21 protein-coding genes and 3 pseudogenes are annotated in these 25,054 nt (G+C 64.2%); 7 read left to right on the top strand and 17 right to left on the bottom strand.

Features of this window, described 5'->3' with window-relative positions:
- The first annotated feature begins 407 nt into the window (after positions 1-407).
- Genes EN852_RS00560 through EN852_RS00550 form a run of 3 tightly spaced genes read left to right on the top strand, consistent with a single transcriptional unit; the run spans position 408 to position 2,669 of the window.
- On the top strand, positions 408-1,574 hold the full coding sequence (locus tag EN852_RS00560) for an ATP-grasp domain-containing protein (protein ID WP_127874503.1): 1,167 nt from the start codon (positions 408-410) through the stop codon (positions 1,572-1,574).
- 4 nt (positions 1,575-1,578) lie between these two features.
- Positions 1,579-2,355 (top strand): alpha/beta hydrolase-fold protein, encoded by a 777-nt coding sequence (locus EN852_RS00555; protein ID WP_127874502.1) that lies wholly within the window; start codon positions 1,579-1,581, stop codon positions 2,353-2,355.
- Positions 2,355-2,669, top strand: a complete 315-nt coding sequence (locus EN852_RS00550) for a nuclear transport factor 2 family protein (protein WP_127864448.1) — start codon at positions 2,355-2,357, stop codon at positions 2,667-2,669. Before EN852_RS00555 ends, EN852_RS00550 begins: the two co-directional genes overlap by 1 nt.
- Before the next feature lie 63 nt (positions 2,670-2,732).
- On the opposite strand, the gene EN852_RS00545 is transcribed toward EN852_RS00550, so the two are convergent.
- Positions 2,733-4,268 (bottom strand): MFS transporter, encoded by a 1,536-nt coding sequence (locus EN852_RS00545; protein WP_127874501.1) that lies wholly within the window; start codon positions 4,266-4,268, stop codon positions 2,733-2,735.
- 146 nt (positions 4,269-4,414) lie between these two features.
- Between EN852_RS00545 and EN852_RS00540 the strand changes: the two are divergent.
- Positions 4,415-5,301 (top strand): annotated as a pseudogene (locus tag EN852_RS00540) (LysR family transcriptional regulator).
- A gap of 23 nt (positions 5,302-5,324) precedes the next feature.
- Here the strand turns inward: EN852_RS00540 and EN852_RS00535 are convergent.
- From EN852_RS00535 to EN852_RS00510, 6 genes are all read right to left on the bottom strand, one after another.
- Positions 5,325-6,077 (bottom strand): SDR family NAD(P)-dependent oxidoreductase, encoded by a 753-nt coding sequence (locus tag EN852_RS00535; protein ID WP_127874919.1) that lies wholly within the window; start codon positions 6,075-6,077, stop codon positions 5,325-5,327.
- A 49-nt stretch (positions 6,078-6,126) separates the two neighbouring features.
- Positions 6,127-7,230 carry an AbrB family transcriptional regulator gene (locus tag EN852_RS00530; protein ID WP_127874500.1) on the bottom strand — a complete coding sequence of 368 codons (1,104 nt, stop codon included), beginning with the start codon at positions 7,228-7,230 and terminating at the stop codon, positions 6,127-6,129.
- A gap of 51 nt (positions 7,231-7,281) precedes the next feature.
- Positions 7,282-7,527, bottom strand: a complete 246-nt coding sequence (locus EN852_RS00525) for a type II toxin-antitoxin system prevent-host-death family antitoxin (RefSeq protein ID WP_127874499.1) — start codon at positions 7,525-7,527, stop codon at positions 7,282-7,284.
- A 34-nt stretch (positions 7,528-7,561) separates the two neighbouring features.
- Entirely contained in the window at positions 7,562-7,873 is a 312-nt protein-coding gene (locus EN852_RS00520; RefSeq protein WP_127874498.1) for a putative quinol monooxygenase, read from the bottom strand.
- A gap of 51 nt (positions 7,874-7,924) precedes the next feature.
- Positions 7,925-8,698 carry an SDR family oxidoreductase gene (locus EN852_RS00515; protein ID WP_127874497.1) on the bottom strand — a complete coding sequence of 258 codons (774 nt, stop codon included), beginning with the start codon at positions 8,696-8,698 and terminating at the stop codon, positions 7,925-7,927.
- An 82-nt stretch (positions 8,699-8,780) separates the two neighbouring features.
- Positions 8,781-9,215 carry a DsrE family protein gene (locus tag EN852_RS00510; RefSeq protein WP_127874496.1) on the bottom strand — a complete coding sequence of 145 codons (435 nt, stop codon included), beginning with the start codon at positions 9,213-9,215 and terminating at the stop codon, positions 8,781-8,783.
- Positions 9,216-9,306: 91 nt separating this feature from the next.
- Between EN852_RS00510 and EN852_RS00505 the strand changes: the two genes are divergently transcribed.
- The gene (locus EN852_RS00505; protein WP_127874495.1) at positions 9,307-10,389 is read left to right on the top strand and encodes a hypothetical protein; all 1,083 of its coding nucleotides are present in this window, start codon (positions 9,307-9,309) and stop codon (positions 10,387-10,389) included.
- A 232-nt stretch (positions 10,390-10,621) separates the two neighbouring features.
- Here EN852_RS00505 and EN852_RS00500 read toward each other — a convergent pair whose 3' ends face one another.
- From EN852_RS00500 to EN852_RS00480, 5 genes and pseudogenes are all read right to left on the bottom strand, one after another.
- On the bottom strand, positions 10,622-11,545 hold the full coding sequence (locus EN852_RS00500) for a cation diffusion facilitator family transporter (RefSeq protein ID WP_246694129.1): 924 nt from the start codon (positions 11,543-11,545) through the stop codon (positions 10,622-10,624).
- 33 nt (positions 11,546-11,578) lie between these two features.
- The gene (locus EN852_RS00495; RefSeq protein WP_127874493.1) at positions 11,579-13,768 is read right to left on the bottom strand and encodes an anthranilate synthase; all 2,190 of its coding nucleotides are present in this window, start codon (positions 13,766-13,768) and stop codon (positions 11,579-11,581) included.
- A 357-nt stretch (positions 13,769-14,125) separates the two neighbouring features.
- Positions 14,126-15,297, bottom strand: a pseudogene (locus tag EN852_RS00490) (MFS transporter).
- 195 nt (positions 15,298-15,492) lie between these two features.
- The gene (locus EN852_RS00485) at positions 15,493-16,869 is read right to left on the bottom strand and encodes an FAD-containing oxidoreductase (RefSeq protein WP_127874492.1); all 1,377 of its coding nucleotides are present in this window, start codon (positions 16,867-16,869) and stop codon (positions 15,493-15,495) included.
- Positions 16,866-17,327, bottom strand: coding sequence for a DUF4126 domain-containing protein (locus tag EN852_RS00480; RefSeq protein ID WP_127874491.1), 462 nt, complete (start codon positions 17,325-17,327; stop codon positions 16,866-16,868). The genes EN852_RS00485 and EN852_RS00480 overlap by 4 nt, the downstream gene beginning before the upstream one ends.
- 193 nt (positions 17,328-17,520) lie before the next feature.
- Here EN852_RS00480 and EN852_RS00475 point away from each other — a divergent pair, with 193 nt between their 5' ends.
- Positions 17,521-18,078 (top strand): sugar O-acetyltransferase, encoded by a 558-nt coding sequence (locus EN852_RS00475; protein WP_127874490.1) that lies wholly within the window; start codon positions 17,521-17,523, stop codon positions 18,076-18,078.
- Here EN852_RS00475 and EN852_RS00470 read toward each other — a convergent pair.
- Positions 18,065-19,042 carry a helix-turn-helix domain-containing protein gene (locus tag EN852_RS00470; protein WP_127874489.1) on the bottom strand — a complete coding sequence of 326 codons (978 nt, stop codon included), beginning with the start codon at positions 19,040-19,042 and terminating at the stop codon, positions 18,065-18,067. The two genes, EN852_RS00475 and EN852_RS00470, sit on opposite strands and share 14 nt — an antisense overlap.
- Positions 19,043-19,168: 126 nt before the next feature.
- Here EN852_RS00470 and EN852_RS00465 point away from each other — a divergent pair, with 126 nt between their 5' ends.
- A complete protein-coding gene (locus tag EN852_RS00465) occupies positions 19,169-19,810 on the top strand; it encodes a cysteine hydrolase family protein (RefSeq protein ID WP_127874488.1) in 642 nt (213 codons plus the stop codon).
- A gap of 66 nt (positions 19,811-19,876) precedes the next feature.
- Here the strand turns inward: EN852_RS00465 and EN852_RS00460 are convergent, their stop codons facing one another.
- The 4 genes and pseudogenes from EN852_RS00460 to EN852_RS00445 all read right to left on the bottom strand — a co-directional run bounded on the left by EN852_RS00460 (position 19,877) and on the right by EN852_RS00445 (position 24,994).
- Positions 19,877-21,556 carry a formate--tetrahydrofolate ligase gene (locus tag EN852_RS00460; protein WP_127874487.1) on the bottom strand — a complete coding sequence of 560 codons (1,680 nt, stop codon included), beginning with the start codon at positions 21,554-21,556 and terminating at the stop codon, positions 19,877-19,879.
- 421 nt (positions 21,557-21,977) lie between these two features.
- The gene (locus EN852_RS00455) at positions 21,978-23,102 is read right to left on the bottom strand and encodes a DUF2333 family protein (RefSeq protein ID WP_127874486.1); all 1,125 of its coding nucleotides are present in this window, start codon (positions 23,100-23,102) and stop codon (positions 21,978-21,980) included.
- A 106-nt stretch (positions 23,103-23,208) separates the two neighbouring features.
- Complete coding sequence (locus tag EN852_RS00450; RefSeq protein ID WP_127874485.1) at positions 23,209-24,516, bottom strand: DUF6638 family protein; 1,308 nt, start codon at positions 24,514-24,516, stop codon at positions 23,209-23,211.
- 65 nt (positions 24,517-24,581) lie between these two features.
- Positions 24,582-24,994, bottom strand: a pseudogene (locus EN852_RS00445) (DUF559 domain-containing protein).
- Between the last annotated feature and the right edge of the window lie 60 nt (positions 24,995-25,054).

The following is a 25,054-nucleotide window of genomic DNA, read 5'->3' as shown; positions in this document are numbered from 1 at the left end:
ATGTTCGCCTTGGGCGTATTGATGGCGAGCGTCGCCTCTACCAGAATTTCATTCGCTTGATTATGACTTTGCCAAGGAGCATGCGCCTGAGACGGCGGGTATCGACCGCCGGGCGCTCCTTCAGCGAACCCGGCGATCGCCGATAAGGCCGAGAAGAAGCAGGGTCGAAGCGAGCGCGCGCGCGGTCTCGCCGGCAAAGCCGGGGCGAGAAGAAGCGACGGAGCGAACGCGCGTGGTCATGGCGGTTCTCTTACAGGAGCGGCCCGTCAGAGGCAAGCGGGACGCAGGAACGAATGCGCCTCGCCCGGTCTCTTCGCGGCGCCGACGTCTTCCCCGCGCCTCGTAAATGCGCCAGACTTGGTTTCGAACGCTTGGCTACCGAGCGAAGCTCCGGGGAGGGGTCGCCCATGAATTTCGTGTTCTTCTCGCCACATTTTCCGGCCAACGGAGCCGATTTCTGCGACCGGCTGAAGAAGGCCGGCGCCACCGTGCTCGGCATTGGTGACGCGCCTTACGAGACCCTGAACGGCAAGCTGAAGGCCGCGCTTTCGGAATATTACCGCATCGCCGACATGGAGGATTACGACGCGGTGTTCCGGGCGATGGGCCATTTCATCCACAAATGGGGCCGCATCGACCGCTTTGAATCGCTCAACGAGCATTGGCTGGAGCTCGAGGCGAATATCCGCACCGATTTCAACATCTATGGCACTAAGCTCGACTTCGTGAAGAATTTGAAGCGCAAGAGCCGCATGCGCGCCTTCTTCCGCAAGAGCGGCGTCGAGACCATTCCGCAGCGCAAATGCTCCGACCGCGCTGGCGCCATGACCTTCATCCGGCGTGTCGGCTATCCGGTCGTGGTCAAGCCGGATTCAGGTTCCGGCGCCTCCAACACCTTCAAGATCTCCAATGCCAGGGAACTTGACCAGTTCTTCCGGGACAAGCCGGAGGACGTCACCTTCGTCATGGAGCAGTTCATCGAGGGGCTGGTGGTGACCTTCGACGGGCTGGTCAACCGCGACGGCGAGGTGGTGCTGGCAGCCAGCCACCGCTACGACCAGAGCATCATGGACGCGGTCAATAAGGACCGCCATATGAGCTACACCTGCTTTCCCGAGATCACGCCGGCGGTAGAGGAGGCGGGCCGCAAGATCCTGAAGGCGTTCGACGTGCGCGAACGCTTCTTCCACATCGAGCTGTTCGAAACGAAGGACAATCGCATCATCGCGCTCGAGGTCAACATGCGCCCGCCCGGCGCCTGGATGACCGACGCCATAAACTACACATTCGACATCGACGTCTATGCTGCATGGGCCGACATGGTGGTCAAGGATGCGGCCGACGGCCCTTACAAGGGCAAGTATTTCACCGCCTATGCCAGCCGCAAACGCCACATCGACTATTTGCACAGCCATGCGGACGTGCTAGCCGCCCATGGCGACAAGATCGTCCATCACCAGGCCATCGAAGAGGTCTTCAGCCGCGCCATGGGCAATTACGCCTACCAGATGCGTTCGAAGGATCCGAAGGCGCTGCGCCAGGCGGTCGACTATATCCACGCGGAAAAGGCCTGAGCCGATGGACGTCTCCTATCACAAGGGCCATGCCCGCAATCTCGGTCGCGACATGGAATACAAGCGCTACGGCCATGCCGGGCGCCCGGTGGTGGTGTTCCCGACCTCGCAGGGGCGCTTCTACCAGTTCGAGGATTCGGGCGGGGTCGCGGCGCTTGCCGAGTTCATCGATACCGGCCGCATTCAGCTCTTCACGCTCGACGGCATCGATTCAGAATCCTTCTTCAACAAGCATGCCGATGCGGCGCATCGCATCGCGCGGCACGAGGCCTATTTCCGCTATGTGCGCGAAGAGGCGCTGCCAGAGCTGCAGGCGGTCGCCGCCAAGTCCAATGGCGGCCGTGCCTTGAAGCCATTGTTCAGCGGCTGCTCGATGGGCGGCTACCACTCGTCGAATTTCGTGTTCCGCTTTCCGGAACTGGCAAGCGGCGTCATCTCGCTGTCCGGCGTCTATTCGGCCCGCGACTTTTTCGGCCGGGCGCTGGAAGGCAACATCTATTTCAATTCGCCGCTCGACTATCTGCCTGGCATCGTCGACCAGAAGCTGCTCGGGCGGCTCAGGGCACTCAGGCTGATCTTCTGCTGCGGCCAGGGCGCCTGGGAAGAGCGCATGCTGGTCGAGACGCGCGAGCTGGAACAGGTGCTGCGCGACAAGTCCATTCCCGCCTGGGTCGACTATTGGGGTGGCGACGTCAGCCATGACTGGCCGTGGTGGCACAAGCAACTGGTCTATTTCTTCGGCCGCTGGCTGGATGACGATCTGATGCACAGGCTGGATTGATGACCACGCCCGATCCGATCCGCCGCTTTGTCGAGGCCACCAATGCCGGCGATAGCGAAGCCTTTCTCGACACGTTCACCGAGAAGGCTTTCCTGAGCGACTGGGGCCGCGATTTCCACGGACGCGACGGGCTCGCGCGGTGGAACCAGTCGGACAATATCGGCGCGCAGTCCAATCTTCGCATCGTCCGCATCACGCGGCGCGACGGCGTCTACCATGCCCGCGTTGCGGTGACGGGCAATGGTTTCAACGGCGAGGGCGACATGGCCTTCACGCTGGACGGCGACCGGATCGCAAGCTTGGTCATCAGCTGAAGCATGACGCGTCAAGCAGGGCGTCCGGCGCAGAAGCCGGATGACCTGCCTTGGCTGGTGGCGTCAGCCTTCCTGGCATGCCGGGACAGGAGCGACGTCCTGCTCGGGCGCCGATCCGCGACGCAGGCCGACGAAGACGACGACGGCCGTCAGCACCGTGATGGTCGCCAGCACGACGAGCAGCCGGTCGAAAGCGGTCTCATAGGCCCGGATGAGGACTGTGACGCCAGCCATCGGCAGGTGTTGCGTCGTTCCGCCGAGGTTGCCGGTCACCAGCAGTTGCGCGGCCGATGCCGCATCGGCGGGCGAAGCCAGCCCTTGAGCGCCGAGCTGGGTGGCGGTGAAGCCCGACAGGACCGCCATGACGACCGCCAGGGCCACGCCCTCGCTGGCGACGCGGGTGGTGTTGAAGATGCCGACCGCCATGCCGGCGCGCTCCTTCGGCACGACGCTGACCGCAAGTCCGTCCATCAAACCCCAGGGCAGGGCGATGCCGATGCCGATCAGGACCAGCGGGGCCACCAGTGCGCTGTCCGCCGCGGGCACACGGCTGAGCCAGACAAGGCCGGCCGCGGCGATCAGCAGGCCAACGCCGCAGATCGTGGCCGGGGCAATCCAGCGTGCCGCCTGGCCCGCCAGCAGCGGCAAGATCAGCAGCGGCCCGGAGAGGCATATCATCAATTGCCCCGCCTTGATCTCGCTCATCCCCTCGATGCCGATGAAGCGGATCGGCAAGAGCACGAGCAGGACGACGAAAGCATAAGCGGGGGCCGCGGCCAGGAACTGGACACCGACGAAACGCGGGAAGCGGAACAGTGTCAGATCCAGCATCGGCCGGCCCACGCGCCGCTCGACTATGACGAAGGCGGCAAAGCAGACGGCAGCCACGCCAAGGAGCGCGAGAACGAAGGGATTGGCCCAGCCGCTCTGCGGCGCCTGCAGCACGCCATAAGTCAGCGCGGCAAGCGCGATGGTGAAGGTGCCGGCTCCCGCCCAATCGAGCCCGGTTGCATCCGGGTCGCGCGATTCGGCGACGGTGCCCAGGCCGAGCGCGCCTGCGGCAACGCCAAGCGCCGCCACGAGGAGAAAGATCGCGCGCCAGCCGAATGTATCGATGAGCAGGCCGGAGGCGACAGGGCCGAAGGCGAGCCCGATGCCGAAGCTGGTGCCGAGGAAACTGAAGGCGCGCAGCCGCGATTGCCCGTCGAATTCCTGGGCAAGTCCTGAGGCACCGCCGGCGAAGGCGGCAGCGCCGCCTATGCCTTGCAAGGCACGGAACATGTCGAACCAGACGATGTCCGGCGCCAGCATGCAGCCCAGCGCGGCAAGGATATAGGTGGCGAGGCCGGTGAGGAAGACCCGCTTGCGGCCATGGTTGTCGGCCAGCGCTCCGGCCGCCATCAGGCCGGCGCCGAAGGTCAGCATGAAGGCATTGGTCACCCAGTTGAGCGCGAGCGGACTGCCCTCGAGATCGGCGGCAATGCGGGACAGCGCCACGGCCGGCCCGGTGAAGCTCAACGGCATCGTCATGGCGGCGAGGCAGACCGACAGCAGCACAAGCCATCTGCCGGCGGGGCCGGTTCCGGTCATCAAAGTCATGGATTTTCCTATCCGAGGCGGGGTTGCCGGCGTGCCGCGGACTGGCGGCGCCGATCGCAACCGCAAGATAGGGCAGGGACATTTCCGGCAAAATAGTATCAAATCTCCATTCATACCGGAATGAAGCGCTCGAATGGATTCAAGCGATGGATCGTCTCAACGGCCTTCTTGCCTTTGCACGCACCGCCGAGTTCGGCAGTTTTGTCAGCGCGGGGCGAGCGCTCGGCATCTCCGCTTCCGCCGTCGGCAAGAGCGTCGCCCGGCTCGAGCAGGAACTCGGCGTGCGGCTCCTGCAGCGCAGCACGCGGCGCATCGGCCTGACCGAGGAAGGCAAGCTGTTCAACGAGCGGGTACGCCGCATTCTCGACGACATCGACGATGCCGAGGCGATGCTGTCGCGGACACGCGAGACGCCGCACGGGCGGCTGCGGATCTCCACCCCGATCGTCACCTATCACCTGCTGTTGCCGGTGCTGTCGGAATTCATGGCGCGATACCCGGAAATCGAGCTCGATATCGATTTCAACGATCGCGTCGTGGACGTCATCGAAGAGGGTATCGACGTCGCGGTCCGCAGCGGCGAGCTGCCCGATTCACGACTGGTGTCGAGGCCGGTCGCGCCCTTTCGCATGATCCTGTGCGCGGCCGCTTCCTACCTCGACCGCCATGGCACGCCCGGAACGCCGGCGGACCTTTCGGCGCATTTCGGCATACATTTCCGCTTTCTCAACAGCGGCAGGCTGCTCCATTGGCCGTTCATCACCGGGAGCGCCGCGCCGCAGATACGCTCGATGCTGACCTGCAACAACATGGAGGCATTGAAGGGCGCGACGCTTGCCGGGTTCGGCATCGCCTGCATGCCCGATTTCCTGGTGCGGGAGGCGCTGCACGACGGAAGGCTGCGCACCGTGCTCGACGACCATGTCGACGGCCGCGGCCAGTTTCGCATGCTGGGCCATCCAATCGCCACCTCTCGCCCAAGGTGCGCGTCTTCGTCGATTTCCTGCCCGAGCGGCTTGCTGTCGGGCGATAGATTCCGCCCCGGGCCGCCTGTGATCAATAGGTCGTGCGCCCGCCGGAGAGATCGAACGTCGCGCCGGTGGTGAAGGAGTTCTCGTCCGACAGCATGAAGGCGATCATGGCGGCCGCCTCCTCGACCTCGACGAAACGGCCGCGCGGCACCTTGCCCAGCATGTAGGCGACCTGGGCCTCGGTGAGCTGCTCCAGAATGCGGGTGCGGGCAGGCGAGGGCGTCAGCGCGTTGACGGCTATGTCGTATCCGGCGAGCTCCTTGCCGAGCGATTTGGTCAGCGCCAGCACGCCGGCCTTGGCGGCCGAATAGGCAGCGGCGTTGGGATTGCCCTCCTTGCCGGCCACCGAGGAGATGTTGACGATGCGGCCATAGTTGCGCGCGACCATGCCGGGCACCAGGCGCTTGCAGCAATAGAAGACGCCGTTGAGGTCGATATCGACGATCTGGCGCCAGGCGGCCGGGTCGTAATCCACTACGGTCGCCGCCGGCCCGGCAATGCCGGCATTGTTGACGAGGAGATCGACGGGGCCGAGCGTCCGCTCGGTCTGGGTGGCGGCGCGATCGACGGCCTCGATCTGCGACTGGTCGCAAAGGATGGCCTCGACGCGGCCGAACGAAGCGAGTTCGGCTACGGCCTTGGCCATTGCGGCCTGGTCAATGTCCCAGATGGCCACGCTAGCGCCCGACGACAACAAGCGTCGCGCTACCGCAAGGCCGATGCCTTGCGCGCCGCCGGTCACCACGGCGACGCGGCCGGAAAGATCGACGGCATTCACACGACGGTTCATGGGCATTTTCCTCGCTCCCACCTTGCAATAGCGCGCATCAGGCCCTGACGTTTCGCGCCACCAGCTTGGCTACGCTTGGCCCAATAAGCAGCACGACCAGGAAGCGTGCCGACTGCAAGGCCATGACGAAGGAGATGTCGACGTTGCGTGCCGCGGCGGCGATGATGGCGACACTGTCCATGCCGCCGGGGCTGGTCGCCAGATAGGCGGTCAGCGGATCGATGCCGAGCAGGCGGCTGATGACGAAGGCCATGCCGCCGCAAAAGGCGATCAGCGCGACGATCGAGCCGATGATCTGCGGCAGGGCGCGCGCCGCGTGGCGAAGGATCGGGCGGGTGAAGTTCAGTCCGATCGACCAGCCGACCATGGCGTAGCTGATCGCCAGCAGCCAGGGCGGCAACTGCATCGGCACGCCGAGGCCGAGATGGATCACCGCGCCGAAAATGAAGGTGCCGAGAAAGAACGGCGAGGGCAGCCTGACCAGCTTTCCGGCCAGGGCGCCCACGACCGCAATGCCGATGGTGGCGGCAAAGCCGAAGGCATCGATCGGCGGAAACCAGACGATCCGCGGCACCTTGACGCCGGATGTGTCGACCCACATCCTGGCGACGAGCGCTGCCGTCATCGAGACAAAGATGACGCGCAGATATTGCATGAAGGCGACGAGACGCTGGTCGGCGCCGAAAGCGCCGGCCATCAGCACCATGGCGGTGGCGGCACCCGGCGAGGAGCCCCAGACCGCCGTGGTGCCGGGCAGGATGCGCCAGCGACTGATCAGCCAGCCGAGCAGGCTGGAGGCGGCGACGGTCGCGACCACCACGCCGATGAAGAGCGGCCATTCCCTGTAGAAGGCCGGAAAGATGTCGGCGGAGATCGAATTCGCCACCAGGCAGCCGACGATCGCCTGGGCCGAGCCGAACAGGAGGCGCGGCACGCGCACCGTGGCGCCGTTGGTGCCGGCGAGGATCGCGGCAAGCATAGGGCCGATCAGCAGCGCCGCCGGCAAGGCGGCGAGTTCCAGCGCGCCGGCGAAGAGCAAGGAAAACACAAGCAGCACCAGCCATTGCCGCGGCTGGCGCAATCGCGCCATGCGTTCAATGGGCGCTTGGGTCGGGGCTGGTTGCTCTGGCGAAGAGTCCATGTTTGGCCTTAGCGAACCCCACGGCACCTTGTTGGCAGGGGAGCAGCGCCCTCACTTGTTCATGTCAAACAGCGCATCGATTTCTTCGCCGCCCATACGGTCGAAACCTTCGGGGACGGAAAACTGGCCAGCCATAAAGCCCAGACGGCGCATCTGTGCAGCGGTAGGTCGATCGATAGGCACGACCTTGACCAACGGCCTGCCTGCTTTTGTGATGACGAACGCCTCGCCTTGGGCGGCTTGGTCTACAAGACGTGACAAATTGGCCTTCGCATGCTGGATGCTTACGGTCCGCATTATTTGGTGCTCCAATCAAACGACAGAGCTCTGGTCAGCCGGCCTTTTCCGGCGCGGGCAGGCCGAAGCCGCCGACAGGATGGGTCTCGATCTGGAATTCGAAGCCGGCGATGAAGGGACGCGCCCTGGCGATCGCGGCCTGGACTTCCGGCAATTGCAACGAGGCCTTGTGGCTGGCCTGGTCGGTCCATACTTCGGTGACCCAGATGGCATCGGCGTCGGCCGGATCGGTGGCGATGATGTAGCTCAGGCAGCCGGGGAGCGCGGCGGTGCCTTCGCGCAGCACGTCCATGACCGCATCGCGCTGGCCGCGCGCCGCCCGCATCTTGCCGATCAGTCCGTACATGCGTTGATCTCCCTCCAGGTTGCACGCCGCATCAAGTATGCAATCGCCGGCTCACGGCATCAACTGGCCGCCGTTCACCTCGATCACCTGGCCGATGATGTAACCGCTCAACAGATCGGACGACAGGAACAGGTAGGCGCCGACGCAATCCTCGGCCGTTCCGGCGCGTCCCTGTGGAATGGTCGCGACCATCGCCTTGATCTGCTCGGCGCTCGAATAGCGTTCGTGGAACGGCGTCAGGATCGTGCCCGGCGCGACCGCGTTGACGCGGATGCCGAAGCCGATGAGTTCCTTCGCCATGCCGCGCGTCACATTGGAAACGAAGGCTTTCGACGAACCATAGAGGCCGGCGCCGCCGCCGGCGCCATTGCGCGCGGCGATCGAGGTGGTGTTGATGATGAAGCCGCCCTGGCGCTTCAGCCACGGGATCGCCTTGCGCGAGGCGGTCAGCACGGAGCGGGCGTTGAGGTCCATGACCGCGTCGTAAAGCGCTTCGTCCTGATCGGCATAGGCGACGCGGCCGAGCATGCCGCCGGCATTGTTGACCAGGCCGTCGAGCCGGCCGAAATGGTTTGCGCTCTCTTCGACCACACGCTCGACGTCGGCAGGTATCGAAAAATCGCCCTGAACCAGGAACACCTCGCCGCCATCATCGCGGATGGATTCGGCCACGGCTTCGGCGGGTGCGCGGCTCGCATTGTAATGCAGCGCGATGCGGCACTTCTGCGCCGCGTAGGCACGGGCAAGTGCCGCGCCGATGCCGGTCGAAGCGCCGGTGACCAGCACCGCCTTGCCGGCAAGATCAGGGATGGCAAGTGTCGTCATGTCGGCTAGCCTCCTGGTTGCCATCTTTCGTAGGCCATTGCGGGGCTTGCGTTCAAGTGTTGGCGTTCAAGTGCGGGCGCGTTCAGGGCCTTAGATAGACATAGCCCTGCCGCTGCAGTTCGGCGAGTTTCACGACGCCGCCCTTCTCGGCAAGCTGGAAGCCCGGCAGCAGGTCGGTCAGCGTGATCTCCATGCCGAGCAGGGTGTTGCCACAGGCTTGCGGGACGAGACCCTGCTGGACGAGGCCGGCAAAGCGGCTGGAAATCGCGCCGGAAGCGCTCTTGGATTTGAAGGCGGCCAGAGCCGGACCGTGCACCACAAGCACAATATCGACATTGCCGCCGGTGCCTTCATAGTGGTTCTTGATGTTGCCGAGGACGAAGTTGACCTTGTCCGTGTCGCTGAGATGATAGGCGACTTTCAGCCTTTCCTCATTGGTTGCCGCACTGACCCGACGCAGGCCGAAAAGGCCCGCAGCTCCCGCAAGGCCGGCACGGAAGATGTCACGGCGCAGCATCAAGTCCTCCTTTTGCCTGCACGATTTTGCCTCGCCTGGGCCTCGTGCCTGGACTAGCATATCGAAATCCTGTCGGTGCGAGGAGGGTGGCATGGCGTCAAGGATGGTCGGGATCGCAGCGTTCAGCGCGGCATTGTTGATTTCGGGCGCGGCCCTCGCCGAGGACGCTCTCAAACTCGCCGAATTGAGCCCGAGCGGCGCCGATGTGTGCTTCGGCCGCGTCTACGATGCCGCCCATCTCAAGGCCCACGTGCACCAGAAAGTGGCGCGCATTTTCTTCTATTATGGCCACGACCCGGTCAGCCGGCCGAACGAGGAGCCGGCCACGATGTCCGATGCTGCTTACAACGGCTTTCTCACCACGACTGTGCGCGGCGCCAAGAAGCCGGAATGGGCGGCAGGATGGTGCAACAAGGAGGACCCGGGCGACAAGGCGAGCGGCATCCGTTGCGGCATGGAATGCGACCGCACGCTGGCCATGCTGAAGGTCGACGACAAGGGCCGGCTGATCCTCTCCAACCTACAGCCTGACGTGTATCTCGACGCGGGCGCGGAGGAGGATCTCGGCAAGGCGAAATACAACGAGCAGGCGCTGGGCAGCGAGGATGACAATTTCAAGCTGGATCCGATGCCGGCGGAGACCTGCAAGGCGGAGTTCGCGCGCATCGACCCGATCGATCCGGCGCTGGGCGATCCGCTGCGCGTGCGGCTGAAGCCCGATCAGCCTTTCTGCTTCGGGCGTGACTATGACGATGCGCATCTGAAGTCGCACCCCAAGCAGCTGACGCAATCGATCCGCGTCTTCCGCGGGCCGGTCGAGCTTGCCTCCTTCGCCGCCGGCGGCGATGCCGCGAACTGGCCGGACGGGGCGGATATCGCAGTGTCGGTGACGACGCGGCAGAAAGGCAAAAAGGTCACCCAGACCTATTCCTGCCAGGGCGAGGCAGACCAGTGGCGCTGCTCGGCCAGCTCGAAGATGAGCGATTTCGCCTGCGACATCTCGCAAAAGGAGATTTTCCTCAAGCGCGGCGCCAACGGCACGATGATGCTGGCCAACCCCAACAACGCGGTCGCGGTGGTCGACCTCTGCTCGAAGGCGGCGGGTGGCAAGACTAAGTCCGACGACAAGGTGTATCGGCTGCAGCCAATGCCGCAGTCGGCCTGTGCGCCATAATCAGCGCCTCGTCATTCTATGGCGGAGCAAGGAGCGAAGCGACGCGGCGCAGACCATAGAATCCATGCCGTGACGCTAACGCGTCGAAACGGTGCAGAATTCTACTCCGTTGCACGCCTTGGCAAAGGTAACGGCATGGATTCTAGGGTCTTCGCGACGGAGCTTCGCTCCTGCTTCGCCCTAGAATGACGAAATTGGGAGGCCCGGCTAACTTCCAACGTGGTGACTCGCTTTAAGCGAAAGGCACCGCGGTCGTGCCTTTCGGCAGCTTGGCCTCGTCGTCCGGCTCGACATGGATGGTGACGCGCACCGAGGGGATCTCGGCCTTCAGCGCGTCCTCGATGCGGTCGCAGATGACATGGCTCGCGCCGACCGTCATGTCGGCGTCGACGACGAGGTGGAACTCGATGAAGGTGGCGCGTCCGGCGATGCGCGTCTTCAGGTCATGCACCTCGAGCGCGCCTTTCGAATTGGCCGAGATGATGTCGCGGATCTGCATGTTCTCCTGGCTGTCGACGGCGCGGTCCATCAGGCCGCTCATCGACGAGCCGATGACATGCCAGCCTTGCCACAGGATGTTGAGCGCGACGATCACGGCCAATGCTGGATCGAGGATCTGCCAGCCGGTCAGCACGGCGCCGACAAGGCCGCCGAGCACGCCGACGGACGTCACGACGTCGGTCATGATGTGCTGGCCATCGGCGGTCAGGGCTGGTGATTTCGCGTTCTGCCCGGCGCGGATCAACATCCAGGCCCAGATGGCGTTGATAACTGTCGCGACGCCGTTGACGGCAAGGCCCCGCCAAGGCTGCTCGAGCGGCGTCGGCTGCTGCCAGGATCGCCACACCTCGCTGATGATCAGGAGCGCCGCGACGACGATCAGCACCCCTTCGAGCACGGCCGAGAAGTATTCGGCCTTGTGATGGCCGAAGGGATGGTCCTGGTCGGCGGGCTTGTAACTGATCTGGATCGCCCAGAAAGCGGCGATTGAGGCAATCACGTTGACGATTGATTCCGCCGCGTCCGAATAGAGCGCGACCGAGCCGGTGATGTACCAGGCGACGACCTTGAGGACGAACACGACGCCGGCGACGACGATCGACCAGAACGCAAGGCTGGCGACCTTTTGCCTGGTCGCCGCCTTTGCTTGCGTCATCGTCATTGCCGCATTCATCCCGACGCGCCGCCTTCAGGCGGCCTTTTCCTTGGCCTTGCGCGGCAGATGCGCGACGATGTTCTCGATGATGCGCATGCCGGCATTATGGCCGAGCGTCATGATCGATTCCGGATGGAACTGCACCGCGGCGATCGGCTCCTTGCGGTGCTCGAAGGCCATGATGATGCCGTCCTCGGTCTCAGCCGTGACGACGAACCGGTCGGGCAGGCGCACCGGATCGGCGAAGATCGAATGATAGCGGCCGACGGTCACTTCCTTGGGAAGCCCGGAGAAGATGATGCCGGGCTTGGAGACGCGGATGCGCGACGGCTTGCCATGCATGGGGATGTGCAACTGCCGGAGTTCCCCGCCATAGGCTTCGGCCAGTGCCTGCAGGCCGAGGCAGACGCCGAAGATCGGCAGGTCGCGGGCGCGCGCCCTTTTGATTGTGGCGGCGCAATCGAAATCCTTCGGCGTGCCCGGTCCGGGCGACAGCACGACGAGGTCGGGCTTCAGCCGCTCAAAAACCTCCTCCGGCACTGGTGTGCGCACGGTGGAGACGTTGGCTCCGGTCTGGCGGAAGTAGTTGGCCAGCGTGTGGACGAAAGAGTCCTCATGGTCGACGAGCAGGATGTTGACGCCGTCGCCGACGCGCGCGGTGGCGCGCTCGGCGCCTGCGGCGTTGCCGGTCTTGGCGTCGCGGATGGCGGAGAGCATGGCGGATGCCTTTAGTTCGGTTTCGGCTTCTTCTTCCTCGGGCACGCTGTCGAAAAGCAGCGTGGCGCCAGCACGCACCTCTGCGATGCCGTCCTTGATGCGGATGGTGCGCAGCGTCAGCCCGGTGTTCATGTCGCCGTTGAAATTGACCATGCCGATCGCGCCACCATACCAGGCGCGCGGGCTCTTCTCGTTCTGCTCGATGAAGCGCATGGCCCAAAGCTTCGGCGCGCCGGTAACGGTGACCGCCCAGGCGTGCGAGAGGAAGGCGTCGAAGGCGTCCATGCCTTCGCGCAGCCGGCCCTCGATATGGTCGACGGTGTGGATCAGGCGCGAATACATCTCGATCTGGCGGCGGCCGATGACGCGCACCGAGCCCGGCTCGCAGACGCGCGACTTGTCGTTGCGGTCGACATCCGAGCACATGGTGAGCTCGGACTCGTCCTTCTTGGAATTGAGCAGCTTCAGGATCTGCTCGCTGTCGGAAATGGCGTCGTCGCCGCGCTTGATGGTGCCCGAGATCGGGCAGGTCTCGACGCGGCGGCCGTTGACGCGCACGAACATCTCCGGCGAGGCGCCGATCAGATATTCGTTCTCGCCGAGATTGATGAAGAAGGAATAGGGCGAGGGGTTGATCGACTTCAGCTTGCGCGAGATGTCGGAGGGCTGGGTCTCGCAGCGCTCGTAGAACATCTGTCCAGGCACGACCTCGAACAGGTCGCCGCGCTTGAAGCTCTCCATCGCCCGGCGCACCAGGTTGGCGTATTCGCCCGGCTCGTGGTCGCCGCGAGGCGGGATGCGGTCAGCGGTGCTGAACGGCTCGACATGGGCGTCGCGGGTGAGACCTTCGGTCGAAAAGCCGTCGCCGGAATAGTCGTAGCGGTCGGTCCAGGCCTTGGTCGAATAATGGTCGACCACGAGAATCTCGTCGGGCAGGAACAGCACCAGGTCGCGCTGGCTTTCCTTGCGCTCGAGCTTGTAGTCGACAGGGTCGAACTGGAAGGCGAGGTCGTAGCCGAAGGCGCCGTAGAGGCCGAGATTGGCGTCCTCGGCGGTCTTGAACAAAGCGGTGATGGCGCGCAGCACGGTGAAGACGGACGGGACGCGGCTGCGCTCCTCCTCGGTGAAGACACGGCCCGGTTTTGCCACATCGAGGCGGACGAGCGTCTTCGAAGTCTCGACGATCGTCACTTCGCTCAGCGCGCCAAGCGCCTTGCCGATCACCGGCAGCAAAACCGCGCCGCGCTTGTTCAGCGCTTCGATGCGCATCGCGCGGCCGCGCGCCGAAATCACCAGTGGCGGATCGATGATGGCGGTGTCCCAGCGCGTGTAACGGCCCGGGTACTCATAGTTCGAGGAAAACACCGCGCCGCGGCGTGAATTCAGGCCGTCGACATAGGCGTCGATCGCGCCTTCATAGGGCCTATCGTGCCGTTCGCGAGTGATCGTCACGCCGCCGGCGGTGACGAAGCGCTCGGCCCCGTTGTCCTGAACTTTAGTCGTCATTGCCGTCTCCATCAGCGTTTTGGGCAACGGACCCGGGAATGGCTTTAAAAAACAAATGGCCGCCCGGACATTCCGCTGCGGCCACCCTCTACTTTCACGCGCACACGCACGAACCGGCCGCTGTCAGCAGCCCCACCACCAAATGGTCTTGTTCGAACGCATGTTCATGCCGACTCCCATAGCGGCGAATGGAGGCCGGCGCAACTGGATTTCACGTGGATGGTGAAGGCCGGGCCGTCCTCAGTCCTCGAGCGTGCCCGAGCGCGCGTCGCTGCTCCTGCCGTAGCCGGCGAGCCTCAGGAGATCCTCGCCGGCGCGGATGATGCGGCGCGCGCGGCACGGCGAAGACGCCGAGCATTATTCAGCCGGCTGCGCCTGGAGGATGGCGCGGCGGTCGAGTGACTGCGACAGCACCGCCACCGCGACGGCCAGCAGCGCGAGCGCCGCGCCCACCAGCGGGAGGTTCGCGTAGGACACGCCCCAGGAGATGGCGAGGCCGCCGATCCAGGCGCCGCCGGCATTGCCGACATTGAAGGCGCCTTGGTTCAGCGTGGCCGCAAGGTTCGGGCCTTCGGCAGCCGCCTCGACGACGCGGATCTGCAAAGGCGGCACGACGATGAAGATCAGCATGCCCCACAGGAAGACGATCGTCACAGCGACGCTTGCGATGGCGCCGAGCCCGGTGAAGATCGCGAACAGCAGGGCCATGGCAAGCAGCGTGGCGATCACTGTCGGCATCAGCTTCCAGTCCGCCAGCCTGCCGCCGATGATGTTGCCGATGGTCATGCCGGCGCCGAACAAGAGCAGCACCCAGGTCACGGTCGCCGTCGGCAGTCCGGAGACGTCTGTCAAATATGGTTTGATGTAGGTGAAGACGGCGAACAGGCTGGCGGAGGCGAGCGAGGCGATCAGCATCGCCAGCCACACCTGAAGCTTGCCGAGCACGCGCAATTCGCCGAGCAGGCCGCCGCCGCTGGGCTCGGCGACATCCGACGGCACCAGCCAGGCGATCGCCGCGACCGAGATCAGGCCGATGCCGACCACTGCAAGGAACGTGGCGCGCCAGCCAAAGGCTTCGCCGAGCGCGGTGCCGGCGGGGACACCGAGGATGTTGGAGAGCGTCAGCCCGGCGAACATCAAAGCGATGGCGCTCGCCCGCTTGTTGCGCGGCACCAGGCTTGCGGCAACCACCGAGCCGATGCCGAAGAAGGCGCCGTGGCCGAAAGCGGTGAAGACGCGCGCCGCCATCAACAGCCAGTAGTTCGGAGCGATGGCGCAGAAGAGGTTGCCGATGACGAAGAGAGCAGCGAGGCCGACCAGCACCGGCTTGCGCGGCAGGCGCGCCGTTGCCATGGCCACGATCGGCGCGCCGAAGACGACGCCCAACGCATAGCCGGTGACCAGAAGGCCAGCCGAAGGGATCGAGACACCAAGGTCGGCCGCGACCTCCGGCAGCAGGCCCATGATGACGAATCGGTGGTGCCGATGCAGAAGGAGGCAATGGCAAGCGCTAGGATCGGCAGCGGCATGGAATGTCCAGACTGAATCGGTTCAAAATCGAGACTGACTTTGGATATGCTCAGCGCGCAACCGCCATTGTTGCAACGCAGCAATGCAGAAAGACGAGATCGGCTTTGCGGAGATCTTCTTTCTTGCGCGAATTCAGATGGGAGGCTACGGCGAAGGCGCCAAGCCTTAACCGGTCACACTTTTCCTGGAATGCTCTAAGCCAGCGGCTTCAGCTCCTGGGCGATCGTCGGCAGCAGTTCCGAGACGTTGGGGTGGATGTGCATGGCGCGCGCCAGCGTCGAGATCGGCGCCTTGGCGTACATGAGGTCGAGCACGCAATGGATCGCCTCGTCGCCGCCTGGCCCGAGCACGGTGCAGCCGAGGATCTCGCCGGTGTCAGCATCGGCGAGTATCTTCATGAAGCCTTGCGTTTCGCCCTTTTCGACGGCGCGGCCGACACGCGTCATTGGCCGCTGGCCGACAAGCGCGCGGCGGCCTGATTTCTTCACCGCGGCTTCCGTCATGCCGCAGCGCCCGAGCGGGGGGTCGATATAGAGCGCATAGGCTTCGATGCGGTCGCTGACCTTGCGCGGATCATTGTCGAGCAAGTTGGCGGCGACGATCTCGAAGTCGTTGTAGGAGGTGTGCGTGAAGGCGCCCTTGCCGTTGCAATCGCCCATCGCCCAGATGCCGGGAACATTGGTTCGCAACTGGTCGTCGACGACGATGAAGCCGCGCTGGTCGACCGCGACGCCGGCCTTGTCGAGGCCGAGATCGTCGGTGTTGGGCACCCGGCCGAGCGCCAGCAGCACATGCGAACCGACCGCCGGCGGCTTGCCGGCGGAAAAGGTGACGGCGATCCCGTTGCCTTCCCTCGCGAACGCGATGTCGTCGGCCCCGACATGGACCGCGATGCCTTCATTTTCGAGGATGGACTGGATGGCCGCGGAGGTTTCCTCGTCCTCGCGGCCGGTCAACCTCGGCGCCTTCTCGATCACAGTGACCTCGGAGCCGAAGCGGCGGAACATCTGCGCGAATTCGAGCGAGATATAGCTGCCGCCAACAACGATCAGATGGCTGGGCAGCACATCGAGATCCATCATCGAGGAATTGGTAAGATAGGAAATGTCGTGGACGCCGGGCAGGTCGGGCACGGAGGCGCGGCCGCCGGTGTTGAGGAAGATTTTTGGCGCGGTCAGCAGATCGTCACCGACACGCACCGTGTTGGCGGATTCAAAACGCGCATGGCCGCGATAGAGCGTGCACTTCTCCATGCCGGCGATCCAGGTCTCAAGCCCAGTGCGGGAAGCGCCCGACACCTTGTCCTTGCGCGCCTTGATCGCCTTGTAGTCGACGCCGACGGGACCGGACACCGTCACGCCATAGTCGGCTGCGCGGCGGGCGAGATGGGCGGCATAGGCGCTCGCCACCATCGTCTTGGTCGGGATGCAGCCGGTGTTGACGCAGGTGCCGCCGACGAGCTTGCGCTCGATCAGCGCCACGCTCATGCCGGCGGCATTCAGCCGGCCGGCGAGCGGCGTGCCGGCCTGGCCGGCGCCGATGATGATGGCGTCGAAGGCTCTCGCGCTCATGCGACGGCAGCCACGATCAGCAGACCGCCGATGATCGCAATAGCGTCCTCGATGAAGGCGGCGGGCGGATCCTTGCCGAAGGCCGCGGCCAGCCGGCCGCGCACCTCGGCGCCGCCCAGCGTGCCGATCACCGCGCCGATGGCGCCGGCGATCAGGCCGCCGATGGTGGCTCCGGCCGTGGCGCCGATCACCGCGCCAGTGAAGGCGCCCATGACGACGCGGGCGCCGAATTGCTGCGGCACCTTGCGGCTCGGCGTCGAGGGCAGCTGGTCGGTGACCAGCTCGACGATGGCCAGGATGGTGAAGATGCCGACGGCGATCCAGTGGCCCATGAAGCTCGCCCAGGTGCCGGCGACCGGCAGCCAGCCGAGATAGGAACCCCAGGCGACGGCGGCGGGCGCGGTCATGGCGCGCAGGCCGGCAACGACACCTATCAGCAGTGCAAGCAGGTAAAGCATGATCGACCCCCTCAAAATCGGAACCTCGCGCGGTTCCATGAAGGCAGGCTAGCATAGGCCGAGCCTTTGGCCACGGGCTTTTGAGTCGAAAGAGAGGAAGCATGATGTTGTCCGAAAACCGCTCCACACTTTTCGGCATCATGCTCTCGGGATGGATTGTGCTTTGGCAGCACACTGATCTGGAGGTGTCGCCATGACGGAAAGCGAGCGCGCGAAGATGGCGGCGGGAGAATGGTACACCTGCATCGACGATGAGCTCGAGGCGCTGCGCTTCGCAGCGCGCGATGCGGTGTTCGAGCACAACAGCCTGCCGCCACGGCAGCGCGGCAATATCGCTCCGGCCTTACGGACGCTGCTCGGCGGCGCGGGCGAGGGCGCGCGTATCGAGGCGCCGTTCCACTGCGCCTATGGCTTCAACCTGTTCCTCGGTGAGGGCGTCTTCCTCAATGCCGGCTGCACCATCCTCGACACCGCGCCGGTGCGCATCGGCAAGGGCACGCTGCTTGGCCCCAATGTGCAGATCTACTGCGCCGAGCATCATCGCGAAGCCACTGGACGGCTGGCCGGGCTGGAGATCGCAAAACCGGTGACGATCGGCGACAACGCCTGGATCGGCGGCGCCGCCATCATCCTCGGCGGCGTCAGCATAGGCGAGGGCGCCACCGTCGGCGCCGGCGCCGTGGTGACGCGCAACGTCTCGGCCAATGCGACCGTCGTCGGCAACCCGGCGCGGGTGGTCACGCCGCGCTGAGCGCGCCCGCGGTCTTGGAAAACTCCCGCCGATATTGCATCGGCGAGGTCTTCAGCCGCGCGGCAAAATGCTGGCGCAGCGAGGTGGCGCTACCGAAACCGGCTTCGAAGGCCACCATATCCATCGACTTGTCCGTCTGCTCCAGCAGCCTTTGCGCCAGGGCGACGCGCTGGTCAGCAAGCCAGTCGCCGAAACTGGTGCCGGTGGTTTTCTGGAAACGGCGCGTGAAGGTGCGGCGGGTAAGGCCGGCCGCGCCGGCGACGCTGTCGAGACTGTGCGCCTCGCCGAGCGTCGCGCGCACGTCATCGAGGGCCTTGGCGAACCGGTCGGCGTTCGGTGTCGGCGCAAGCGGCCGCTCGATGAACTGCGCCTGCCCGCCCTGCCGGTGCGGCGAGAGCACGACATGGCGGGCAAGCCGAAGGGCGGCCTCCGCGCCATAGCGCGCGCGCACGATGTGCAGGCAGCAGTCGAGCCCCGCAGCGACGCCGGCCGAGGTGATGATGTCGCCTTCGTCGACATAGAGCACGTCCGCGTTGATCGCGATGTCTGGATGAAGCGCCTGGAGCTGATCGGTATAAGCCCAGTGGGTCGTTGCCTTGCGCCCAGCCAGCAATCCGGCGCCGGCAATGGCGAAGGTGCCGAGGCACAAGCCCACGATCAGCGCGCCGCGTCGATGCGCGCCTTGCAGTGCCTCCTTGAACGGCGCGGCCAGAGGGGCATCGAGGTCCTTCCAGCTCGGGATGATGACGATATCGGCCTCGTCGAGCGCCGAAAGATCATGCGGCACGACGATGCTCAGCCCCGCATCGGTACGAATGGGTCCCTCCTCCATCGCGCAGACGCGGAAGTTGAAGCGTGGCAGTCCAAGCTTGGTTCGATCGGCGCCGAACACAAGGCAGGGCACGGAGAGATGAAACGGGCTGATGCCGTCGAAAGCGACAGCGGCGATGATCGGGTTCTTCATGGCTGACATCGTTGCGTTGGTTGGCGAATGTCCCAATTCTTTCGAATGATGTCAATCGGGCCACTTCCTGCGTGCGGATGTTCGGCCTAGCTTTGCGCCATCAACCCGGTCGAAAGGAAAATCGCCATGTCGGCACCAGCCACCCAGCCGCACCGCGCGCTTGTCGTCGTCGATGTCCAGAACGACTACAATGGCGGCAATCTAGCCATCCAGCATCCGCCCTTCGCCGAGACCGTCGTCAATGTGGCGCGCGCCATGGATGCCGCCGCAGCGGCCGGCATCAAGGTCGTCGTCATCAAGCAGATGGCGCCCGAGACCTCGCCGATCTTCGCCAAGGGCAGCCATGGCGGCGAGCTGCATCCCGAGATCGCCCGACGCGCCCGCGACCATTATGTCGAAAAGACGCTGCCATCGGCCTTCACCAGCACGGATATCGAGGGCTGGCTGCGCGCCAACGCCATCGATACGATCGCGGTCGTCGGCTACATGACCCACAATTGCGATCTGTCGACCATCATCCACGCGGTGCATATGGGTTTCGCCGTCGAGTTCCTCTCGGATGCCAGCGGCTCGGTGCCTTACGCCAACAGCGCCGGCTATGCCTCTGCCGAAGACATCCACCGGGTGGTGAGCGTGGTTCTGCAGTCGCGCTTCGCCGCGGTGCTGAAGACCGCCGAATGGATCGACTGCCTGAAGACCGGGAAGCTGCCCGAACGCGACACGATCTACGCATCGAACCAGCAGGCCTTGCAGCGGAACGCCGCCTAGTCCGGCAAGCAAAAAGGGCGCCGCAACAAAGCGACGCCCTCGATTCATTTCCGGTGTGAAGGCTGCTTAGAACAGGCCCTCGATCTGCCCCTGCTCGTTGAGGAAGATCTTTTCCGAGGACGGCGCCTTGGGCAGGCCGGGCATGGTCATGACCTCGCCGCAGATGATGACGACAAAGCCGGCGCCGGCCGAGAGCCTGACCTCGCGCACCGGCACGGTGTGGCCAGTCGGCGCGCCGCGCAGGTTCGGGTCGGTCGAGAAGGAGTACTGGGTCTTGGCCATGCAGACCGGCAGGTTGCCGTAGCCGGCCTGTTCCCAGGCATGCAGCTGGTCGCGGATCGACTTGTCGGCGATCGCCTCGTCGCCGCGGTAGATGCGCTTGACGATGGTGTTGACCTTCTCGAACAGCGGCATCTCGTCCGGATAGAGCGGCGAGAACTGCGAGGCGCCGGATTCGGCGATCTCGACGACCTTTTTCGCAAGGTCCTCGATGCCGGCAGAGCCCTGCGCCCAGTGCTTGCACAGGATCGCCTCGGCGCCCTGCGCCTTGACGAAGTCCTTCATGGCCTGGATCTCGGCCTCGGTGTCGGTGGTGAAGTGGTTGATCGCCACCACCGCCGGCACGCCGAACTGCTTCACGTTCTCGATGTGGCGGCCGAGGTTGAGGCAGCCCTTCTTGACCGCCTCGATGTTTTCCTTGCCGAGATCTTCCTTCTTGATGCCGCCGTTCATCTTCATCGCGCGCACGGTGGCGACGATGACGGCCGCCGACGGCTTCAAGCCGGCCTTGCGGCACTTGATGTCGAAGAATTTCTCAGCGCCGAGATCGGCGCCGAAGCCGGCTTCGGTGACGACATAGTTGGCGAGCTTGAGCGCCGTCGTGGTGGCGACGACCGAGTTGCAGCCATGCGCGATGTTGGCGAACGGGCCGCCATGGACGAAGGCCGGGTTGTTCTCCAGCGTCTGCACCAGGTTGGGCTGCATGGCGTCCTTGAGCAGAACCGCCATCGCGCCGTCGGCCTTGAGGTCGCGGGCATAGACCGGCGACTTGTCGCGGCGGTAGGCGACGATGATGTCGCCGAGGCGCTTTTCCAGGTCCTTGAGGTCGGTGGCGAGGCACAGGATCGCCATCACTTCCGAGGCGACGGTGATGTCGAAGCCGGCTTCACGCGGGTAACCGTTGGCGACGCCGCCCAGCGAACAGATGATCTCGCGCAGTGCGCGGTCGTTCATGTCCATGACGCGGCGCCAGGCGACGCGGCGGGTGTCGATGCCGAGCTCGTTGCCCCAGTAGATGTGGTTGTCGATCAGCGCCGACAGCAAATTATGGGCGGTGGTGATGGCGTGGAAGTCGCCGGTGAAGTGGAGGTTCATGTCCTCCATCGGCACCACCTGGGCAAGGCCGCCGCCGGCGGCACCGCCCTTGACGCCGAAATTCGGGCCGAGCGAGGCCTCGCGGATGCAGATGATCGCCTTCTTGCCGATGCGGTTCAGGCCGTCGCCGAGGCCGACCGTGGTGGTCGTCTTGCCTTCGCCGGCAGGCGTCGGGTTGATGGCGGTGACCAGGATCAGCTTGCCGTCCTTGTTGCCCTTCACCGACTTGATGAACTCGGCCGAGACCTTCGCCTTGTCGTGACCATAGGGCAGCAGATGCTCGGTCGGGATGCCGATCCTGGCGCCGATCTCCTGGATCGGTTTCTTCTTGGCGGCGCGCGCGATCTCGATGTCGGACTTCACTTCGGCCATGACGGCTTTCCTCTGGAGTAGGCGGTGGAGGGGAGGGGTTCGATCATTCGTGCATGGTCGAGACGCCACCCGGACGCAAGGACATGTTCTAACCCTGTCGCTGGCGCGGCGTCAACTTCCATGCAACTATGTTTCCTGTTAAGAAAGAGTGTTCCTGCCGCCGGGCCTCTTGAAGGCAGTCGTTTCGGGTCCGGTCGTTGCGCCGTATAGAAGCCAGAGCGGGGGCCGTTTCGCCGTCTTAAAACAGCCGCCTAATGCGCGAAAAGCGACAGGGGTGAAGGCGCAAATCCGCCATCGCCCCTGACCACTGAGAGCCGGGCTACAGCAATTCCAGGAAAAGTGTGTAACGGTTTTCCGTCCGGAATTGCGCAAGAACAAACAAATAGAGCGGTTCTCCGTTTCCGTGAAACGGAGAACCGCTCTATTGGGTCAGGACGTTGCTGATCTCGACCATGTTGGAGCGCACGCGCAGGATGTAGAAGCCCATCGTCGTCAAATGTGTCGGCAACAGCCAGCCATCCTCGCGGCCGTTGGCGATGATGAAGGGCTGGATGCGCAGCGCCGAGACGAACTGCGAATCCATCGTATCCCACAAGCTCTGCAGGTGCTTTTCCTTGAGCACGTCCTCGAAGTCGGCCTGTGCGCCCTTCATGAGGCCGTAATAGGCATAGAGCTGGCCATAGGCGAACCAGAAGCGGTCGTCGGCGCGGGTATCGAACCAGCCATTGTTGTGGTTTTCGGCGCGCTCCTTGAGGATCGCCGAGGTCGAGCCGATGTCGCTAGCGATGCGGTCGATATACTGCTTGAGATTGTCGGCGCGCGCGTCGAACGTCGCCTGGCAGGTGGCGAGACGCGCATTGAAGGAACGCAGCTTGCGCACCGCGTCGCGATAGTAGCTCGGTGTCGGCGTCTTGGGGCCGAAGGGGTTCAGGCCGAAATACCAGGTGTACTCGTCGAACTGCAGATTGCCGCGTGCGTCCTGGAGGTCGGCATCGATCTGAGAGGTCGTGCGCACGCGGCCGAGATTGTCGGCAAGCTCGGTCGCGGTGCGCCGCACTGCCTGATTGATGCCGCGCTGGAAGGAGGCCTTGTTGTCCATCCACGGCGTGTTGTCCCAGTCGATGCCGAACAGGCCGAGCTTGTAGAGGATCATCGACGAGATCCAGGCATTCTGGTTGACGTTGAAGTCGGTCAGATCGGCCGCGACCTGGGCGATCGCCGAGTTGCCGCAGGTCTTGGCCGTGTCGGTACCGGCGCCGGCGGAAACCTGCTCGCCGGCGGAAACGTTGCGCTTCTCGAACGTGTAAGTGTCGGGATAGTTCGGGTTGAAATTGTTCCACCACTGCGTGGCGTAGAAGAAATTGGCGTAAAGGCCGATCAACACCACAAGGGCAAGGCCGACCACGGCCTTCAGGATCCAGCCGCGCTGTCCGTACCAACGACCGACCCACATGAATGGCCAAAGGATAATGCCAATAACGAAGCCGATACCGCGGCCGATCCACTGGAAGATCCGGGTGAAGAAGTTCACGATCGGGTCGAGCATGGCTGTGGCACCCCCTTAGAGCATTTCACCGTTTCAAGGGAAACGGCGATCTGCCCTAACCCTTTGTTTTGGCGCAAATTCCGGACGGACAACCGCCCAGACTTTTCTAGTCAGTCAAGCCGTAAAGGCGTGCGCGGAACGCCGCCTTGTCCTTCAAATATGTGGTTTTCAGAACGTCCACAACATGGCTTCGCCAGGCGTCGCTCAAGCCGTCATAGTCCTTGTAGAAGCCCGGCTTGTTGAAGACGTAACGCGAAACGAAGTCCTGCGGCACGAAATCCGAGATCAGCTGGTTGGTCAGCCAGGCATCGGGGTGATCGGGTTTGGCGCGCACGACCAGGAATCGCTGGCGCGGCGGCACGTCCTCGATCTTGAGATGGCCGAATTGGGCGATCTCGCGCTTGGCGGCGTTGAGGAAGGGAAAGTTCCCGTCCTGGGCGATCAGATCGGCATGGCCGTGGATCCAGGTCTGCAGCCAGACCTTGTCGACATCGGTCAGGTTGCGGTTGGGCTCGGCATCGCGGATCAGCGCGCGCACGATCATCTCGGCGCGGTGCTCGAGATAGCCGGAGGCCTCGATCCACGAGGCGCGCGGCAGGTCGACGCGGCCGGTGGCGGCAAGGAAGTGGAACACCTTGTCGGCGTCGTTGATCGACAGGTAGCTGACCTGCCAGGGGCGCGAGCGGCGGAAGCCGGGAGCGGCCGGATCGCAGATCACCGTCGTCATATCGGGATCGACGAAGACGTAGAGGCCGCCGAAATGGCTGGTCCAGTAGGCATTGTGGCGGAAGATCACCTGGTCGGGAACCAACGCGTTCTCACGGATGTCGCCGCAGACCTTGGCGAGATCGACCATGCGCTGGAGCATGGCGCTGTCGCGCCAGGCGTCCGGCTCCTGCTTCAGCCGGTCGACCAGCTTGCCGAGCTCGGCCGCCTTGCCCAGCACGTCCTCGGCCGACAGCACCTTGAACTCGACCTGGTTGATCGACAGCAGATCCTCGATGTCGTTGACCTTGGGAACCGAGTCCTCGATCTCGCCGTAGATCACGTCCTTGATGGTCAGCGCGTCGATGGCGCGCTGGTTCTTCGACATGAACTCGAACATCAGCTGCGAGGTGTTGGAGAAGGCGGTGTGCACCACCGGCAGGTCGATCTGTGACGGCGTCAGGATGATGAAGCGGCGGTTGACCTCGTTGGGATCTAGATAGTCGAAGTCGCCGCACTCCTCGGCGATCTCGGGCGAGAAGCCGGTACGGTCGATCTGGAAGCTCTTCAGCTTGGTCGGCTCGAGGCCGAAAGCGACAAGCGCCTTGTTGTAGCGCTGGATGAGATGCAGCTCGTCCACAGTGAGCAGACGGCCGTATATCAGCTCATTGTCGCGCAGGAGGTCGGGTTTTTTGGCGGGTCGGGTCATCTATGCCTTCTCCGCGTTCACGGGGAGAAGGTGCCCGAAGGGCGGATGAGGGGCGGCGCCGGCGCTCATCGCTCTTGCTCCGACTTGTCGGCCGGGAGAAATTTCGCATCAACGCCAATCATCTTGCGATCCAGCCGACCATCCAACGCCGCAACAATCGTATCAGCACGCTCGGAAGCCCTGTCAGAACATCTGCATGCCAGACCCTCAACACCGACCAACCGTTCCCGTTCATCGTCTCGTCCCTGTATCGATCCCGGAATCGGCCTGCGTGCTGACTGCCATCGACCTCCACGACCAGATTGGCTTCGCGACAAGCGAAATCCGCAAAATAGGGACCGATCGGTAACTGGCGTACAAACTTGTGGCCATTCAATCGCCGTCCGCGCAGTTCATGCCAAAGCCTTTCCTCGGCATCGTTCTCAGTCTTCCGTAGCTCACGGGCTCTTGCTACTTTCTGCTTATTTCTGCCACGCATGGCGCCGCCCCTCATCCGCCCTTCGGGCACCTTCTCCCCGTGAACGGGGAGAAGGAAAAG

Origin of the sequence: Mesorhizobium sp. M2E.F.Ca.ET.209.01.1.1, assembly GCF_004010375.2 — a bacterium.
Classification (GTDB): domain Bacteria; phylum Pseudomonadota; class Alphaproteobacteria; order Rhizobiales; family Rhizobiaceae; genus Mesorhizobium.
The sequence above is the reverse complement of the archived record's forward strand: the minus strand, read 5'-3'. Positions and strand labels throughout refer to the sequence as shown.

What these genes read in the sequence shown, in the direction of transcription:
- EN852_RS00465 (WP_127874488.1), top strand. Translation starts at nt 19,169, where the DNA reads ATGTCGGCACCAGCCACCCAGCCGCACCGCGCGCTTGTCGTCGTCGAT.
- EN852_RS00495 (WP_127874493.1), bottom strand. Translation starts at nt 13,768, where the DNA reads ATGACGACTAAAGTTCAGGACAACGGGGCCGAGCGCTTCGTCACCGCC.
- EN852_RS00485 (WP_127874492.1), bottom strand. Translation starts at nt 16,869, where the DNA reads ATGAGCGCGAGAGCCTTCGACGCCATCATCATCGGCGCCGGCCAGGCC.
- EN852_RS00455 (WP_127874486.1), bottom strand. Translation starts at nt 23,102, where the DNA reads ATGCTCGACCCGATCGTGAACTTCTTCACCCGGATCTTCCAGTGGATC.
- EN852_RS00525 (WP_127874499.1), bottom strand. Translation starts at nt 7,527, where the DNA reads ATGCGGACCGTAAGCATCCAGCATGCGAAGGCCAATTTGTCACGTCTT.
- EN852_RS00505 (WP_127874495.1), top strand. Translation starts at nt 9,307, where the DNA reads ATGGCGTCAAGGATGGTCGGGATCGCAGCGTTCAGCGCGGCATTGTTG.
- EN852_RS00550 (WP_127864448.1), top strand. Translation starts at nt 2,355, where the DNA reads ATGACCACGCCCGATCCGATCCGCCGCTTTGTCGAGGCCACCAATGCC.
- EN852_RS00450 (WP_127874485.1), bottom strand. Translation starts at nt 24,516, where the DNA reads ATGACCCGACCCGCCAAAAAACCCGACCTCCTGCGCGACAATGAGCTG.
- EN852_RS00560 (WP_127874503.1), top strand. Translation starts at nt 408, where the DNA reads ATGAATTTCGTGTTCTTCTCGCCACATTTTCCGGCCAACGGAGCCGAT.
- EN852_RS00515 (WP_127874497.1), bottom strand. Translation starts at nt 8,698, where the DNA reads ATGACGACACTTGCCATCCCTGATCTTGCCGGCAAGGCGGTGCTGGTC.
- EN852_RS00500 (WP_246694129.1), bottom strand. Translation starts at nt 11,545, where the DNA reads ATGACGCAAGCAAAGGCGGCGACCAGGCAAAAGGTCGCCAGCCTTGCG.
- EN852_RS00520 (WP_127874498.1), bottom strand. Translation starts at nt 7,873, where the DNA reads ATGTACGGACTGATCGGCAAGATGCGGGCGGCGCGCGGCCAGCGCGAT.
- EN852_RS00470 (WP_127874489.1), bottom strand. Translation starts at nt 19,042, where the DNA reads ATGAAGAACCCGATCATCGCCGCTGTCGCTTTCGACGGCATCAGCCCG.
- EN852_RS00480 (WP_127874491.1), bottom strand. Translation starts at nt 17,327, where the DNA reads ATGCTTTACCTGCTTGCACTGCTGATAGGTGTCGTTGCCGGCCTGCGC.
- EN852_RS00475 (WP_127874490.1), top strand. Translation starts at nt 17,521, where the DNA reads ATGACGGAAAGCGAGCGCGCGAAGATGGCGGCGGGAGAATGGTACACC.
- EN852_RS00530 (WP_127874500.1), bottom strand. Translation starts at nt 7,230, where the DNA reads ATGGACTCTTCGCCAGAGCAACCAGCCCCGACCCAAGCGCCCATTGAA.
- EN852_RS00545 (WP_127874501.1), bottom strand. Translation starts at nt 4,268, where the DNA reads ATGACTTTGATGACCGGAACCGGCCCCGCCGGCAGATGGCTTGTGCTG.
- EN852_RS00510 (WP_127874496.1), bottom strand. Translation starts at nt 9,215, where the DNA reads ATGCTGCGCCGTGACATCTTCCGTGCCGGCCTTGCGGGAGCTGCGGGC.
- EN852_RS00460 (WP_127874487.1), bottom strand. Translation starts at nt 21,556, where the DNA reads ATGGCCGAAGTGAAGTCCGACATCGAGATCGCGCGCGCCGCCAAGAAG.
- EN852_RS00555 (WP_127874502.1), top strand. Translation starts at nt 1,579, where the DNA reads ATGGACGTCTCCTATCACAAGGGCCATGCCCGCAATCTCGGTCGCGAC.